This window comes from Rhizobium sp. AN80A, from assembly GCF_030053015.1.
GTDB lineage: Bacteria > Pseudomonadota > Alphaproteobacteria > Rhizobiales > Rhizobiaceae > Rhizobium > Rhizobium metallidurans.
Window position 1 is genome coordinate 1,266,465 of sequence record NZ_JASJPX010000003.1, and the last position, 14,522, is coordinate 1,280,986.

The window sequence follows — 14,522 nt, forward strand, 5'->3', positions numbered from 1 at the left end:
ATAAGAAGGCAAGTGGGGGAACATGGGCGCTGATCTCATGACGTGGCAGATAACCTGGCAAATCGCGCTGGCGGCGGCCGCCATCGGCTATCTGCTGGGCTCCATTCCGTTCGGACTGATTTTGACGCGCGCAGCCGGGCTCGGCGACGTGCGCAGCATCGGCTCCGGCAATATCGGCGCCACCAATGTCCTTCGGACCGGCAACAAGAAGCTGGCGGCGGCGACGCTGCTGCTTGACGCGCTGAAGGCATCGGCGGCGGCGTGGATCGTGCTCTATGTCTACGGACCGGAAGCCGCCGCCATTGCCGGCTTCTTCGCCTTCATCGGCCACCTCTTTCCCGTCTGGATCGGCTTCAAGGGCGGCAAGGGCGTCGCCACCTATATCGGCACGCTTCTCGGCGTCGCGCCGCTGATGGTTCTGGCCTTCGCGGCGGTGTGGCTCGGCGTTGCCTTCGTCACCCGCTATTCTTCTCTTTCCGCGCTGGTTGCAATGCTTGTCATTCCGGTTGCATTGTGGATACTGGGTGCAGAGAAGGTTGCAGCAATCATGGCGATCATGACCGTGATCTCCTACTGGAAGCACAAGGCCAACATCAGCCGCCTGTTGAGCGGCACGGAAAGCAAGATCGGGGCAAAGGGATAGGATAGATGGACGCACGCAGCGCAAGGCCAAAGGGAATTGCGCTGACGGACAGGCAAAGGATTGCCTGGTTGCGCCTCATCCGCTCCGACAATGTCGGCCCGGCCACGTTTCGCGATCTCATCAACCACTTCGGTTCGGCGGAAGCAGCCCTTGCCGCCCTGCCCGGCCTTTCCACACGGGGCGGCGCGACACGGGCGATCCGGATCGCCACCGAGAGCGAAGCACTGAAAGAACTCGATGCGGCCCACAGGTTCGGCGCACGCTTTGTCGGCATCGGGGAACCGGACTATCCGCAGGCGCTGAAACAGATCGATGGAGCGCCGCCTCTGCTGGCAGTAAAAGGCAATCTCGCGTCGACCGTGCAGCCGGCCGTCGGCATCGTCGGCTCGCGCAACGCCTCGATATCAGGCGCGAAGTTCGCGGCGATGATCGCCAGGGAATGCGGGCGCGTCGGCTACGCTGTTATCTCCGGCCTTGCACGTGGCATCGACACGGCCGCCCACCGCGCCAGCCTCGACACCGGCACGATCGCCGCCATGGCCGGCGGGCTGGACCAGCCCTACCCTCCCGAGAATGCCGGACTGCTCGAGGAAATCTGGAACGGCAACGGCCTGGCCGTCAGCGAAATGCCGTTCGGCTGGGAGCCGCGGGCACGTGACTTTCCGAGACGCAACAGACTGATCGCCGGCATTTCACTTGGGACGGTGGTGGTGGAAGCGGCAACACGATCGGGCTCGCTGATCACGGCGCGGCTGGCAGGCGAATTCGGTCGGCTGGTATTCGCGGTGCCCGGCTCGCCGCTCGATCCAAGATGCCATGGCACCAACGGGTTGCTGAAGGACGGCGCGATGATCGTCACGGCGCCTGATGATGTCATCAGCGCCCTTGCGCCGCTATCCCAGCTCGACCTGTTTGCCGCACCACTTGCCGAAGAGCCGGAACGCGGCGGCGCCTCGTCGCTGCTGCCGCCCGATGAGACCGACAGGGCGCGCATCGTCGATGCGCTCGGGCCGACGCCAGTCGAGATCGACGATATCATCCGGCATACGGGTCTCAGCGCCTCGGCCGTCTATCTCGTCCTCCTGGAACTCGACATCGCCGGGCGGTTGCACCGGCACCCCGGCGGGATGGTGTCCATTGCAATGGAGGTATGACGACTTACATACGAGCGTGGAGGTCGCCGGCTTCGACATATGCCATCTCGATCAGATAGCAGAGCATATCGGCCTTTTCCTTTTCCGCCACCTGCCGCAACTCGGCGAGCATCTGGCGGATGAAGGCAATGTTCTCGCGGGAGCCGGATCGGCCGGTATCCCTCTTTGCGTACTTAGCCGTCATGAATGCACTCGCGCCCCGATTGGGAAGGGTTGATCGTCGCAGCCTGAACCACACGCGAAAAACGATATCGTAATAATCAGAAATTGCAATATGTCTTGCATCGTCTTTTGGTTGCAAGGCGTTGCAATGCGTAAAAATGCGTTCAAAGCACTTGACCGAAACGAATTCCCTGTCCATGTCGGAGAACCGGCGCGCGTGGCACGGCAGGTCCTCTGCCCTGAGATAGGCCGGCTGGCATCCATTTTTAGAGAATCATCATGAATGTTGTAGTGGTGGAATCGCCCTCGAAGGCCAAGACGATCAACAAGTATCTGGGACCCGGATACAAGGTGCTCGCCTCTTTTGGCCACGTCCGCGATCTCCCCGCCAAGGACGGCTCCGTGCTGCCCGACCAGGATTTCGAAATGCTGTGGGAGGTCGATGGGGCCTCGGCCAAGCGTATGAAGGACATCGCCGACGCGGTGAAGTCCTCCGACGGCCTGTTCCTGGCGACCGACCCTGATCGCGAAGGCGAAGCGATCTCCTGGCATGTGCTCGATATGCTGAACAAGAAGCGTGTGCTCGGCGGCAAGACCGTCAAGCGCGTCGTGTTCAACGCGATCACCAAGAAGGCCGTGCTCGACGCGATGGCGGAGCCGCGCGATATCGACGTGCCGCTGGTCGACGCCTACCTGGCGCGCCGCGCGCTGGACTATCTCGTCGGCTTCAATCTTTCTCCGGTGCTCTGGCGCAAGCTGCCCGGCGCCCGCTCGGCGGGACGGGTACAGTCGGTGGCGCTGCGACTGGTCTGCGACCGCGAGTCCGAGATCGAGCGTTTCGTCTCCGAGGAATACTGGAACATTTCGGCGCTGCTGAAGACACCACGCGGTGACGAGTTCGAAGCCAAGCTGGTTGCGGCGAATGGCAAGCGGTTGCAGCCGCGCGCGATCGGCAACGGCGACGAGGCCGGCAAGCTGAAGGCGCTGCTGGAAGGCGCGTCCTATGTCGTCGACACCGTCGAGGCCAAGCCGGTCAAGCGCAACCCGGGACCACCCTTCACAACCTCGACGCTGCAACAGGCCGCCTCCTCCAAGCTCGGATTCTCGGCATCGCGCACCATGCAGGTGGCGCAAAAGCTCTATGAAGGCTTCGACATCGGCGGCGAGACCGTCGGTCTGATCACCTATATGCGTACCGATGGCGTGCAGATGGCGCCCGAGGCGATCGACGCGGCGCGCAGTGCCATCGTCGACCAGTTCGGCAAGCGCTACCTGCCGGAAAAGGCCCGCTTCTATTCGACCAAGGCGAAGAACGCCCAGGAAGCGCACGAAGCGATCCGTCCGACGGACTTCAACCGCTCGCCGGACAAGGTTCGACAGTATCTCGACGCCGACCAGATCAAGCTTTACGACCTGATCTGGAAGCGCGGTATCGCGAGCCAGATGGCGTCGGCCGAGATCGAGCGTACGACCGCCGAGATCATCGCCGACAACAACGGCGACAAGGCCGGATTGCGCGCGGTCGGCTCCGTCATCCGCTTCGACGGCTTCATCGCCGCCTATACGGACCAGAAGGAAGACGGCGAGCAGAGCGACGACGGCGACGAGGATGGTCGCCTGCCGGAGATCAATGCGCGCGAAAACCTCGCCAAGCAGAAGATCAATTCGAGCCAGCACTTCACCGAACCGCCGCCGCGTTATTCTGAGGCGTCACTGATCAAGAAGATGGAAGAGCTCGGCATCGGCCGCCCGTCCACCTACGCGGCGACGCTCGCGACCCTTCGCGACCGCGAATACGTGATCATCGACAAGCGCAAGCTGATCCCGCACTCAAGGGCCGGCTGGTGACGGCCTTCCTCGAAGGCTTCTTCACCAAGTATGTCGAATACGACTTCACGGCTGATCTGGAAGAGAAGCTCGACCGGATTTCCGCCGGTGAGCTGAACTGGAAGCAGGTGCTGCGCGATTTCTGGAAGGATTTCTTCGCGCAGATCGAAGACACCAAGGAACTGCGCGTCACCAACGTGCTCGATCTCGCTGAACGAATCGCTCGCGCCTCTGGTGTTCCCGAAGCGCGAGGACGGCAGCGATCCCAGGATCTGCCAGGTCTGCGGCACGGGCAACCTGTCGCTGAAGCTCGGCAAATACGGCGCCTTCGTCGGCTGCTCGAACTATCCCGAGTGCAATTACACGCGCCAGCTTTCTTCCGAAGGCGGCGCCGAAGCCGAGGGTGCTGCACTCAACGAGCCGAAGGCGCTCGGCACCGATCCTGTCACCGGCGAGGAACTCACACTGCGCTCCGGCCGCTTCGGGCCTTATGTCCAGCGCGGCGACGGCAAGGAGGCCAAGCGCTCCTCGCTGCCGAAGGGCTGGAAGCCCGAGGATATCGATTATGAAAAGGCGATGGCGCTGATTTCGCTGCCGCGCGATATCGGCAAGCATCCGGAATCGGGCAAGATGATCTCGGCCGGCATCGGCCGTTATGGCCCCTTCCTGTTGCATGACGGCGGCTACGCCAATCTCGAGACCGTCGAGGACGTCTTCAGCATCGGCCTCAATCGCGCGGTCACCGTGATCGCCGAGAAGGCCGCGAAGGGTCCCGGCGGGCGTGGGCGCACGGCAGCGGCTGCCCTGAAGGAGCTCGGCGAGCATCCCGATGGCGGTGGCGCGATCACCGTGCGCGACGGCAAGTACGGCCCCTACGTCAACTGGGGCAAGGTCAATGCGACGCTGCCCAAGGGCACCGATCCGCAGGCACTGACCGTCGAGGAAGCCGTGGCGCTGATCACCGCCAAGGCCGGCAAGGCGCCGGCGGCCAAGAGCAAGGCGAAGCCGAAAGCCAAGGCCGCGGCGAGCGATGACGCGAAGCCGGCAAAGACGGCCGCCAAGCCGAAGGCCAAAGCCAAGGCGCCCGCCAAGAAAGCTGCGGCGCCCGCGAAGAAGAAAAAGAGCGAAGAGTGACCAGAATCCCGCGGGAACCAAAGGGCATGGGCAAGCGTCCCGACAAGACGGGACGCTCCAGCAGGGCGCCCGCCGTCGAGCCACTCAACATCCAGCACGGCGCGCTTCCTTCGCGCGAGGTGATCCTGCGCTTCATCGCCGATCATCCGCAGAAGGCATCCAAGCGCGAGCTCGCCAAGGCCTTCGGGCTGAAGGGCGACAGCCGGGTCGAGCTCAAGCACCTGCTGCGCGATCTCGAGCAGGAAGGCATGCTGCAGAAGACGCGCAAGTCGTTGATCCGTCCCGGTGCGCTGCCGCCGGTCACGGTGCTCGACATCACCACCCGTGACAAGGACGGCGGGCTGATCGGCCGTCCGGCGGAGTGGTCGGACGAAATGGGGGTGGCGCCTGCCGTCTCCATCCGGCAGTCCTCCTCGCCCGCCGGCCGCAACGGCAAGGGCAAGGCGCCGGTCGCCGGCATGGGCGACCGCATTCTCGCGAAGATCTTCGCCGCGACCGATCGCGGCGGTCCGGCCTATACGGCCCGCATCATCAAGATCCTCGACAAGCGCCGCGCGCGCTGCTCGGCGTCTTCAAGGATGCGCCCGGTGGCGGCGGGCGGCTGTTGCCGATCGAGCGGCGCGGCGAGGAAATGCTGATCGACCCCGATGACAAGGGCGACGCCAAGGACGGCGACCTGGTCGAGGTCGAAGTCGCGCGCCTGCGCAGCTTCGGGCTGCCGCGCGCCAAGGTTCTTTCGGTCGTCGGCTCGGTCGCTTCGGAAAAAGCGATATCGATGATCGCCATCCACGCTCATGGCATCCCCTATATCTTCCCGCCGGCCGTGGTTGCCGAGGCGGATGACGCCAGGCCCGCGACCATGTCGCACCGCGAGGACTGGCGCGACGTGCCGCTCATCACCATCGACCCGGCCGATGCCAAGGACCATGACGACGCCGTCTATGCCGAGCACGACCCCTCGCCCGACAATGAAGGCGGCGTGATCGTCACCGTGGCGATCGCCGATGTCTCCTACTATGTCCGCCCGAACTCGCCGCTCGACCGCGAGGCGCTGAAGCGCGGCAATTCCGTCTACTTCCCCGACCGCGTCGTGCCGATGCTGCCGGAGCGGATTTCGAACGATCTCTGCTCGCTGCGCGAGGGACAGGACCGCCCGGCGCTGGCCGTGCGCATGACCTTCTCGAAGGAAGGCCGCAAGGCGGGGCATACCTTCCATCGCGTGATGATGAAGAGCGCCGCCAAGCTCTCCTACCAGCAGGCGCAGGCCGCGATCGACGGCAATCCCGACGATAAGGCCGGACCGCTGCTGGAACCGATCCTGAAGCCGCTGTGGCATGCCTACGAGGTGATGAAACGCGGCCGCGACCGCCGGCAGCCGCTGGAACTCGACATGCCCGAGCGCAAGATCCAGCTGAAGCCCGACGGTACCGTCGATCGCGTCGTCGTGCCGCCGCGCCTCGATGCGCACAAGCTCATCGAAGAGATGATGATCCAGGCCAACGTCGCGGCCGCCGAGACGCTGGAAAAGAAGAAGCAGCCGCTGATCTATCGCGTGCATGACGGCCCGTCGCTCTCCAAGCAGGAAATCCTGCGCGAGTTCCTGGCGACGCTCGGCATTTCGCTCGCCAAGGGCGGCAACATGCGCGCCAACAACTTCAACGGCATCCTCGCCAAGGCCGAGGACACGCCGCACCAGACGATGGTCAACGAGATGGTTCTGCGCTCGCAGAGCCAGGCGATCTACAGCCCCGAGAATATCGGGCACTTCGGCCTGAACCTGATGAAGTACGCACACTTCACCTCGCCGATCCGCCGCTATGCCGACCTGATCGTGCATCGCGCGCTCGTCGGCTCCCTCGGTTTCGGCGAAGGCGGGATCACGCCCGACGAGGAAGCGGCTCTAGACGATATCGCGGCCGAGATCTCCACCTTCGAGCGTCGCGCCATGGCCGCCGAACGCGAGACGGTCGACCGCCTCATCGCCCACCACCTCGCAGGCCGCATCGGCGAGGAATTCGACGGGCGCGTGGGAGGTGTGACGAAATCGGGACTATTTGTCGCTCTTCCGGACTATGGAGCGGACGGTTTCATTCCTATATCTACGCTGGGAATGGACTACTTCATCTATGATGAGGCACACCAGGCGCTGTCGGGCGAAAAGACCGGTCTCGGTTACCGCCTGGGGGACAGCGTCAGGGTCAAGCTGGTGGAAGCAATTCCGCTCGCCGGAGCGCTTCGGTTCGAGATGGTGAGCGAGGGGCGCAAGATGCCCACCGCGGTACGTTCATTCCACAAGGGCGGCCGACGCGACGCAAGCCGCGCGCGCAAGCAGGCCGGAACAAGACCCCCGCGAGGGCGTCGGTAGGGCGTGTAGGGACGCCGGGAAGGAAGTGCAGTCATGACGACCACCTCAGACAGCCAGGCGATCCAATACGGCGACATCGACGCAACCAAGCGTCCGCTCGGTCAATCGATCAAGCGCGGCCTTCTCGGTCGCTGTCCGGCTTGTGGCAGCGGCAAGCTGTTTCGGGCCTTCCTGAAACCGGTGGACAACTGCGCGGCCTGTGGCGAAGCCATGCACCACCATCGCGCTGACGATCTGCCGCCCTACATCACCATCGTCATCGTCGGCCACGTGATCATTGGCGGCTACATGATGACCGATCTCGTATGGCCGATGCCGCTCTGGCTCACCTTCACCATCTGGACGCCGCTGACGCTGCTCGCGACGCTCCTGATCATCCAGCCGGTCAAGGGCGGGGTCATCGGACTGCAATGGGCGCTGAAGATGCATGGCTTCGGGGGCCACGGCGACGAGCATGACCAGTATGAAATCCCTGGTCGGCGTCACCAAGGCTGAAGACTTTCCTTGAACCTTCACCGTCACGACATAATTGGCGTGTAGCAGCGCCGGATATGTCGTGGAGTCCGTTTGAAGCACGATATCAACGCGCGCAATGGTAGGCTTATTTGACTGAATCTCGTCCACCGCAATCAGATCATTGCAGCCAACCTCGTTCATCTAGTAAAGCACACCCGTCATCTGGGTCTGGCCTGTCATATAAGGCTGGTATGACCATGGGGGCACGTGCGGCTTTCAGGTCGCATTCGTGCGCAGCAGTTCTGTAGGGGTGCATATATGTCTCAGCCGCGAAACGGCACACCGGGCGATCTCGAGGAAATCCATTGGCCGTCTCTGGTCGCCGCCGTTTGCTCGATCTCGGCGGTCGGCATAGCGATCGGGTTGGGATTGCCGTTGCTCAGCATCATCCTGGAGAAGCGCGGCGTCTCCTCGACGCTGATCGGCCTCAACACGGCGATGGCGGGTGTGGCGGCGATGGTGGCCGCGCCGATCACGACAAAGCTCGCCCATTCCTATGGCGTGGCCCAGACGATGCTCTGGGCGGTGGTGGTCTCGGCGCTCAGCGGCGTCAGCTTCTACTATGCGCAGGACTTCTGGATGTGGTTTCCGCTGCGCTTCGCCTTTCATGGCGCCACGACCACCCTGTTCATTCTTTCCGAGTTCTGGATCAACGCCGCGGCGCCACCATCCAAACGCGGCTTCGTGCTCGGCATCTATTCGACAGTGCTTTCGGTCGGCTTCGCGGCCGGCCCGCTGCTCTTTTCCGTGCTCGGCAGTGACGGCGTCCTCCCCTTCGTGGTCGCCGCCGTCGCCATTCTGATGGCGGCCGTGCCGATCTTCATCGCGCGCAATGAGAGCCCCGTGCTGGAGGAGAAGCCGGAACTGCATTTCATGCGCTACGTATTCCTAGTGCCCAGCGCCACCGCCGCCGTCTTCATTTTCGGCGCGGTGGAAGCAGGCGGGCTGGCGCTGTTTCCGATCTACGCGGTGCGCGCCGCCTTTACCGAGACGCAGGCGGCTCTTCTGCTGACCGTGATGGGCGTTGGCAACATGATCTTCCAGATCCCGCTGGGCATGCTGTCCGACAAGATGAACGACAAGAGGCCTTTGCTGGCGGCCATGGCCTTCATGGGCCTGATCGGCTCGCTGATGCTGCCCGTGCTGTCCCACAGCTGGTTCCTGATGGCGTTCGTGCTGCTCTTCTGGGGCGGCTGCGTGGCGGGCCTCTATACGGTCGGATTGAGCCATCTCGGCTCGCGCCTGACCGGTTCCGATCTTGCCGCCGCCAACGCCGCCTTCGTGTTCTGTTACGCCGTCGGCACCGTTGCGGGTCCGCAAGTCATCGGCGCGGCCATCGACGTCGCCGGAAACAACGGCTTTGCCTGGGCGATTGCTGGTTTCTTTGGAGTTTATGCCTTGCTTTCGGCGGGCAGACTGCTTTTCATTCGAAAGCGGGGTTGACTTTTCGAGCTAGATTCGTAGTTTCGCGCCAGAATTAGCCAAGGCACCTATACGGATTCCGACGGCTTTCATTTCATTAAAGGCAGGACGACCATGGCCAAGGCTACAACAATCAAGATCAAGCTGCTGTCGACAGCCGACACAGGTTCCTTCTACGTCACGACGAAGAACAGCCGTACGATGACGGACAAGATGACGAAGACCAAGTACGACCCGATTGCTCGCAAGCACGTCGAGTTCAAGGAAACCAAGATCAAGTAATTTCTTGATCCTGTAGACCGCTTAAAAGCGCGCGCCGCCAGGCTGCGCGCTTTTTTGTTGCCCGCGTTACGCGCCGCTGCCGGCGACATGCGAAAGCGACAAATGAAAACGCCGCCCTGCCCGTTTAAACGGAGAGGACGGCGTTTTGCGAAAGGGGGTCGGTCAACAGGCAACGCGGCACGAGGAACCGCAGATGTTGCATGCCGACCGACCGACCCCACGACCCAGGAGATGCGGCGGACCTGAGCATCATGGGGTATCGGCGCACCCCGTATAGGGAGTGCTTTATTTCTATGTATTGATCATTTGCGCGAAACTGAAAGAAAATCAACAAATTCTTAATGATGAGATTTATTAGCTTGATTTTATGGTTAAAAGTCCCGATTTGGGACGCCGTTTCGCATGATTTTGGACCATCTTGCGCTAGAATAATATCCGGCAGCAAGAATAGACAGACAATATAGGGCAGTAGTCCTCCCCTTCGCGAACCGGCGAAACAGCCTGTAAATCAGCGAAATCCGCCGACGAAACCAAGCAAAGTGACGGAACCTCACATTTTCTTCTGACGCCGCCCGCGTCTTTTCTGATGCAAAGCAGCCTCGGCGGGCGGCACCAAGCTCAAAACCCCGCACTACTACTTGCGGCTAATCGGCGAGCGCGGCCCAAACCGCCTCCATTCAACTTTCTGTGGATGATCAACGCGGTATGAGCCGACACGCGGGATCAGGCCGCGGCGACGACTCGGTTGCGGCCCGCGTTCTTGGCTTCGTAGAGCGCGACATCGGCCTGCTTCAGCAGATGGCCAGGTGTGATGACCTGCGGCGTGCGGGAGGCGATACCGAAGGATGCCGTCACCTGCAGCTCCTCACCCGTGCCCTTCACCACGAAGGGTACGCTTTCTATGACGCCACGCAGGCGCTCGGCCACGGACGCGGCGATCTCCGGCGAGGTGTCGGGCATGACGACGACGAATTCCTCGCCACCGTAGCGGCAGGCCAAATCGGCGCCGCGAACCGTGGAGCGGACGCGGTTGGCGAACTCGCGCAGAATATCGTCGCCGGCATCGTGGCCGTGGGTGTCGTTGATCTGCTTGAAGCGGTCGATATCGGCGATCAGCACCGACAACGGACGACCGCGCGCCATCGAGCGGTTGAAGAGCGTGCTGATGTGATTGTCGAGATAGCGACGGTTGCTCAAGCCCGTCAATGGATCGGTGACCGCAAGCTCTATCGTCTGCTGCATATTGGCGCGCAGGCGATCATTGTAGTTCTTGCGGCGGATCTGCGTCAGGCTGCGGGCCACCAGCTCGTTCGGATCGACGGGGCGGACGATGTAGTCGTTGACGCCGAGATCGAGCGCACGCACCACCATCTCGTCATCGCCCTGCTCGGTGATGATCAGGAGCGGCAGGAAACGGGTACGCTCCAGCGAGCGGAGCTGCGAGCAAAGCCTGAGCGGATCGTAATCGTCGATATTGGAATTGACGATCACCAGGTCGAACTGATTCTCGGATGCCTCGAACACGGCGGCCTGGGCATCGGAAATGGCGAAGACGTTGCCGATCGGCTTCAGCGCCTTGATGATCCGCTCCTGCGAATTGGCACGGCCATCGACCAGCATGATCTGGCCGCCCTCCTCGCCGCGCTGATCGGCGCGCAGTAATTCGTCGATGCCCATCGTGTGCGCCGTCTGGGCGCGAATGCGCAATTCGTCGCTCAGCGTCTTCAGCCGCAACAGGCTCTTGACGCGCGCGATCAGCTGCAGGTCGTTGACGGGCTTGGTCAGGAAATCGTCGGCGCCCGCCTTCAGGCCACGCACACGGTCCGCAGGCTGATCGAGCGCGGTCACCATGACAACGGGAATGTGAGATGTCTTAGGGTTGGATTTCAACCGCTCGCAGACCTCGAAGCCGTCCATGCCCGGCATCATGATATCGAGCAGGATGAGATCGACCTGATTGCGTTCGCAGATCGCCAGAGCCTGATAACCATCGGCCGCCGTCAGCACGTCGAAATACTCGGCGATCAGCCGCGCTTCGAGCAGCTTCACGTTTGCCGGGATATCATCAACGACGAGAATGCGCGCGGTCATAAGCTTCTTTCCGATCTATCAGGCGTCGCCCAGGTAGGTCTTGATCGTCTCGATGAACTTCGGAACGGAGATCGGCTTGGAGACATAGGCCTCGCAGCCGCCCTGGCGAATACGCTCCTCGTCACCCTTCATCGCGAAGGCGGTGACGGCGATGACGGGAATGACGTGGAGTTCGTCGTCCTCTTTCAGCCACTTGGTGACTTCGAGCCCGGAAACCTCGGGCAGCTGGATGTCCATGAGGATCAGATCGGGGCGATGCTTGCGGGCAAGATCCAGCGCCTCCATACCGTTGCGGGTCTGGATGGTCCTGTAGCCGGACGCTTCGATGAGGTCGCGAAAGAGCTTCATGTTGAGCTCGTTATCCTCTACAATCATCACCTGTTTGGGCATCGAACGCGATCCTAAGTCCGTCATGAAAACCGTTTCGCCGTGCGGATCAAAGCCCGCGAGCGCACCGGCCGCCATGAAACCGATTGCGGCACGCTATCGGTATTTGGTTGAAAAATAGGTAATTTACCGCAAGAAATGCAGAGCAACTTCAAGACTTCAAAGCAACGCGCCGCCGATCCGCAAGAGACGGCCATCGCTGTTCTCGCGTGGCTGGCAAACGAACCCGATCTGTTCGGCCGCTTCCTGGCGCTGACCGGCGTCGAGCCGGCGCAGGTGCGCAACGCGATCAATGATCCGGGGTTTCTCTCAGGCATGATGGACTTCCTGATGCAGCACGAACCGACGGCGCTGGCGTTTTGCCAGGCAACCGGCACGCCGCCGGAGGTGCTGAATGCGGCCTGGCAGCATTTTTCGCCGGCCGGCCTCGGCTCGGGCGAATACTGATCATGAGCGTGGTCACCGACCCCTCTCAGGTTCGCCTCGGTGATCGGCCGCTGATCGTCTGCGACATCGACGAGGTGGTGCTGGAGTTTCTCACACCCCTCACCCGTTTCCTTCGCTCGCACGATTACGATCTGCTGCCACGCTCCTTCCGGCTGCACGGCAATATCGTGTCGCTTCTCGACGGCGCGGAAATGGATCGGGACGCATTCGACCGCTTTCACGAGATGTTCTTCGAGACCCAGGACCTGTGGCAGGAGCCGGCGGAGCGGGCGGTCGAGACGCTGCATGCGCTGGCCGCCGATGCCGACATCGTCTTTCTCACCGCCATGCCGCCGCGTCACCACGACATCCGCCGCAGGCTTCTCGACCGGTTCGACCTGTGCTTCGACATGATCGCCTCGGAACAGCCCAAGGGGCCGATCGTGGCGGCGCTGCACGACCGCCGGGAGCTGCCCGTCGCCTTTATCGACGATATCCAACGCAACCTCCTTTCCGTTGCCGACCATGTGCCGGACTGCCTGCTGCTCAACATGATGGCGAATGCCGATTTCAAGCCATTCGCGCCACCGCCTACCGGGACGATCGTACAAGCTTCCGACTGGACGCATGCCGCCCAGCTGATGCGGCAACATTTCTCGACCGCGACGACGCTGGACAAAACCAGCGCATAAGCGCCGACATCCTCTTGAGACTCTCGAACTTAGAGCGTAGTGTCGCGATGTTCAACCTTTGTTCCCATCGATGACCGCCAACCCTGCCAAGACACCGGGCTTCTGTCGCGACTGCCTTGCCGAGCAGAAGGCCGAGGGGCGACGCTGTGCGGCCTGCGGCAGCCCTCGCCTTGTGCGCCACGACGAGCTCTACGGCCTGACGCTGGCGCATATCGACTGCGATGCCTTCTATGCCTCGGTGGAGAAGCGCGACAATCCCGAACTTGCCGACAAACCCGTGATCATCGGCGGGGGAAAACGCGGCGTGGTATCGACGGCCTGCTATGTGGCGCGGATCTATGGCGTGCGCTCGGCCATGCCGATGTTCAAGGCGCTGGAGGCCTGCCCGCAGGCCGTGGTGATCCCTCCAGACATGGAGAAATACGTCAAGGTCGGCCGCGAGGTGCGGGCGATGATGCAGGAACTGACACCCTTGGTGCAGCCGCTGTCGATCGACGAGGCGTTTCTGGAACTCGGCGGCACTGAGCGGCTGCACAACGACCCGCCGGCGCGCACGCTGGCAAAGTTCGCCCGCCGCGTCGAGAAGGAGATCGGCATCACGGTTTCGATCGGGCTCTCCTACTGCAAGTTCCTGGCGAAGGTGGCCTCCGACCTGCAGAAGCCGCGCGGATTCTCGGTTATCGGCCGCGAGGAAGCGGTTTCGTTTCTGGCGCCGCGTCCGGTGACGACGATCTGGGGCGTGGGAAAGGCCTTCGCCGCGACGCTGGAAGCCGACGGCATCCGCACCATCGGCCAGTTGCAGACCATGGACGAAACCGATCTGATGCGCCGTTACGGCACAATGGGACAACGGCTTTCGCGGCTGTCACGCGGCATTGACGACCGCGACGTGCATCTCAACGATCCCGCCAAGAGCGTTTCGGCCGAGACGACCTTCTTCGATGACATTTCCCGATATGACGAGCTCGTTCCCGTGCTGCGCAACCTCTCCGAGAAGGTCGCGTGGCGTCTTAAGAAGAGCGATATCGCCGGCCAGACCGTCGTCCTGAAGATGAAGACAGCGGACTTCAAGTCGCGGACGCGCAACCGGAAGCTGGAGGATCCAACGCAGCTTGCCGACCGTATCTTCCGCACCGGCATCGAACTGCTTCGGAAAGAAACCGATGGAACCAAGTTCCGGTTGATCGGCATCGGCGTGACCGATCTCTGCGACCCCACGCGTGCCGATCCGCCCGACCTGATCGACGTCCAGTCCGGGCGACGTGCAGCGGCCGAGGCGGCCATGGACAAGCTGCGCGACAAGTTCGGCAAGGGCACGGTCGAGACCGGCTACACGTTCGGAACCAAGCGCAACCAATAGCAAGCCCTGCCCGGCACCGCGCATTTCAAGTCTTCCTTAAGTTTCAAGCATTACGCTCCGA

General features: G+C 62.4%; 11 protein-coding genes and 2 pseudogenes. 10 read left to right on the top strand and 3 right to left on the bottom strand.

The window, feature by feature from the left end:
* Positions 1-22 precede the first annotated feature (22 nt).
* Both plsY and dprA read left to right on the top strand, forming a co-directional pair.
* Positions 23-643 (top strand): glycerol-3-phosphate 1-O-acyltransferase PlsY, encoded by a 621-nt coding sequence (plsY, locus tag P3R82_RS17810; protein ID WP_283194781.1) that lies wholly within the window; start codon positions 23-25, stop codon positions 641-643.
* Between the two features lie 5 nt (positions 644-648).
* Positions 649-1,797 (top strand): DNA-processing protein DprA, encoded by a 1,149-nt coding sequence (gene dprA / locus P3R82_RS17815; RefSeq protein ID WP_283194782.1) that lies wholly within the window; start codon positions 649-651, stop codon positions 1,795-1,797.
* Positions 1,798-1,801: 4 nt separating this feature from the next.
* Here dprA and P3R82_RS17820 read toward each other — a convergent pair whose 3' ends face one another.
* Positions 1,802-1,981, bottom strand: coding sequence for a hypothetical protein (locus P3R82_RS17820; RefSeq protein WP_183899892.1), 180 nt, complete (start codon positions 1,979-1,981; stop codon positions 1,802-1,804).
* 257 nt (positions 1,982-2,238) lie between these two features.
* On the opposite strand from P3R82_RS17820, the pseudogene topA reads away from it, so the two are divergent.
* From topA to rpmG, 5 genes and pseudogenes are all read left to right on the top strand, one after another.
* Positions 2,239-4,920: pseudogene (gene topA / locus P3R82_RS17825) on the top strand (type I DNA topoisomerase).
* A pseudogene (gene rnr / locus P3R82_RS17830) lies at positions 4,917-7,285 on the top strand (ribonuclease R). The pseudogenes topA and rnr overlap by 4 nt, the downstream one beginning before the upstream one ends.
* Positions 7,286-7,318: 33 nt before the next feature.
* Positions 7,319-7,780: a DUF983 domain-containing protein gene (locus P3R82_RS17835; protein WP_283194783.1), complete on the top strand. Its 462-nt coding sequence runs from the start codon at positions 7,319-7,321 to the stop codon at positions 7,778-7,780.
* A 279-nt stretch (positions 7,781-8,059) separates the two neighbouring features.
* Positions 8,060-9,244, top strand: a complete 1,185-nt coding sequence (locus tag P3R82_RS17840; protein ID WP_283194784.1) for an MFS transporter — start codon at positions 8,060-8,062, stop codon at positions 9,242-9,244.
* A gap of 93 nt (positions 9,245-9,337) precedes the next feature.
* Complete coding sequence (rpmG, locus tag P3R82_RS17845; RefSeq protein ID WP_018900182.1) at positions 9,338-9,505, top strand: 50S ribosomal protein L33; 168 nt, start codon at positions 9,338-9,340, stop codon at positions 9,503-9,505.
* 723 nt (positions 9,506-10,228) lie between these two features.
* On the opposite strand, the gene P3R82_RS17850 is transcribed toward rpmG, so the two are convergent.
* Together P3R82_RS17850 and P3R82_RS17855 are read right to left on the bottom strand one after the other, a co-directional pair.
* The gene (locus P3R82_RS17850; RefSeq protein WP_183899708.1) at positions 10,229-11,596 is read right to left on the bottom strand and encodes a PleD family two-component system response regulator; all 1,368 of its coding nucleotides are present in this window, start codon (positions 11,594-11,596) and stop codon (positions 10,229-10,231) included.
* An 18-nt stretch (positions 11,597-11,614) separates the two neighbouring features.
* Complete coding sequence (locus P3R82_RS17855) at positions 11,615-11,986, bottom strand: response regulator (RefSeq protein WP_018900184.1); 372 nt, start codon at positions 11,984-11,986, stop codon at positions 11,615-11,617.
* A 135-nt stretch (positions 11,987-12,121) separates the two neighbouring features.
* Between P3R82_RS17855 and P3R82_RS17860 the strand changes: the two genes are divergently transcribed.
* The 3 genes from P3R82_RS17860 to P3R82_RS17870 all read left to right on the top strand — a co-directional run bounded on the left by P3R82_RS17860 (position 12,122) and on the right by P3R82_RS17870 (position 14,461).
* On the top strand, positions 12,122-12,430 hold the full coding sequence (locus P3R82_RS17860) for a DUF3572 domain-containing protein (RefSeq protein ID WP_183899707.1): 309 nt from the start codon (positions 12,122-12,124) through the stop codon (positions 12,428-12,430).
* Between the two features lie 2 nt (positions 12,431-12,432).
* Complete coding sequence (locus P3R82_RS17865; protein WP_283194785.1) at positions 12,433-13,101, top strand: hypothetical protein; 669 nt, start codon at positions 12,433-12,435, stop codon at positions 13,099-13,101.
* Positions 13,102-13,171: 70 nt separating this feature from the next.
* Positions 13,172-14,461 (top strand): DNA polymerase IV, encoded by a 1,290-nt coding sequence (locus P3R82_RS17870; protein ID WP_283194786.1) that lies wholly within the window; start codon positions 13,172-13,174, stop codon positions 14,459-14,461.
* Positions 14,462-14,522 lie beyond the last annotated feature (61 nt).

Excerpts from the sequence above, each read along its gene's own strand:
- P3R82_RS17820 (WP_183899892.1), bottom strand. The coding sequence starts at position 1,981 with ATGACGGCTAAGTACGCAAAGAGGGATACCGGCCGATCCGGCTCCCGC.
- P3R82_RS17850 (WP_183899708.1), bottom strand. The coding sequence starts at position 11,596 with ATGACCGCGCGCATTCTCGTCGTTGATGATATCCCGGCAAACGTGAAG.
- P3R82_RS17855 (WP_018900184.1), bottom strand. The coding sequence starts at position 11,986 with ATGCCCAAACAGGTGATGATTGTAGAGGATAACGAGCTCAACATGAAG.
- P3R82_RS17860 (WP_183899707.1), top strand. The coding sequence starts at position 12,122 with ATGCAGAGCAACTTCAAGACTTCAAAGCAACGCGCCGCCGATCCGCAA.
- P3R82_RS17870 (WP_283194786.1), top strand. The coding sequence starts at position 13,172 with ATGACCGCCAACCCTGCCAAGACACCGGGCTTCTGTCGCGACTGCCTT.
- P3R82_RS17865 (WP_283194785.1), top strand. The coding sequence starts at position 12,433 with ATGAGCGTGGTCACCGACCCCTCTCAGGTTCGCCTCGGTGATCGGCCG.
- rpmG (WP_018900182.1), top strand. The coding sequence starts at position 9,338 with ATGGCCAAGGCTACAACAATCAAGATCAAGCTGCTGTCGACAGCCGAC.
- P3R82_RS17835 (WP_283194783.1), top strand. The coding sequence starts at position 7,319 with ATGACGACCACCTCAGACAGCCAGGCGATCCAATACGGCGACATCGAC.
- dprA (WP_283194782.1), top strand. The coding sequence starts at position 649 with ATGGACGCACGCAGCGCAAGGCCAAAGGGAATTGCGCTGACGGACAGG.
- P3R82_RS17840 (WP_283194784.1), top strand. The coding sequence starts at position 8,060 with ATGTCTCAGCCGCGAAACGGCACACCGGGCGATCTCGAGGAAATCCAT.
- plsY (WP_283194781.1), top strand. The coding sequence starts at position 23 with ATGGGCGCTGATCTCATGACGTGGCAGATAACCTGGCAAATCGCGCTG.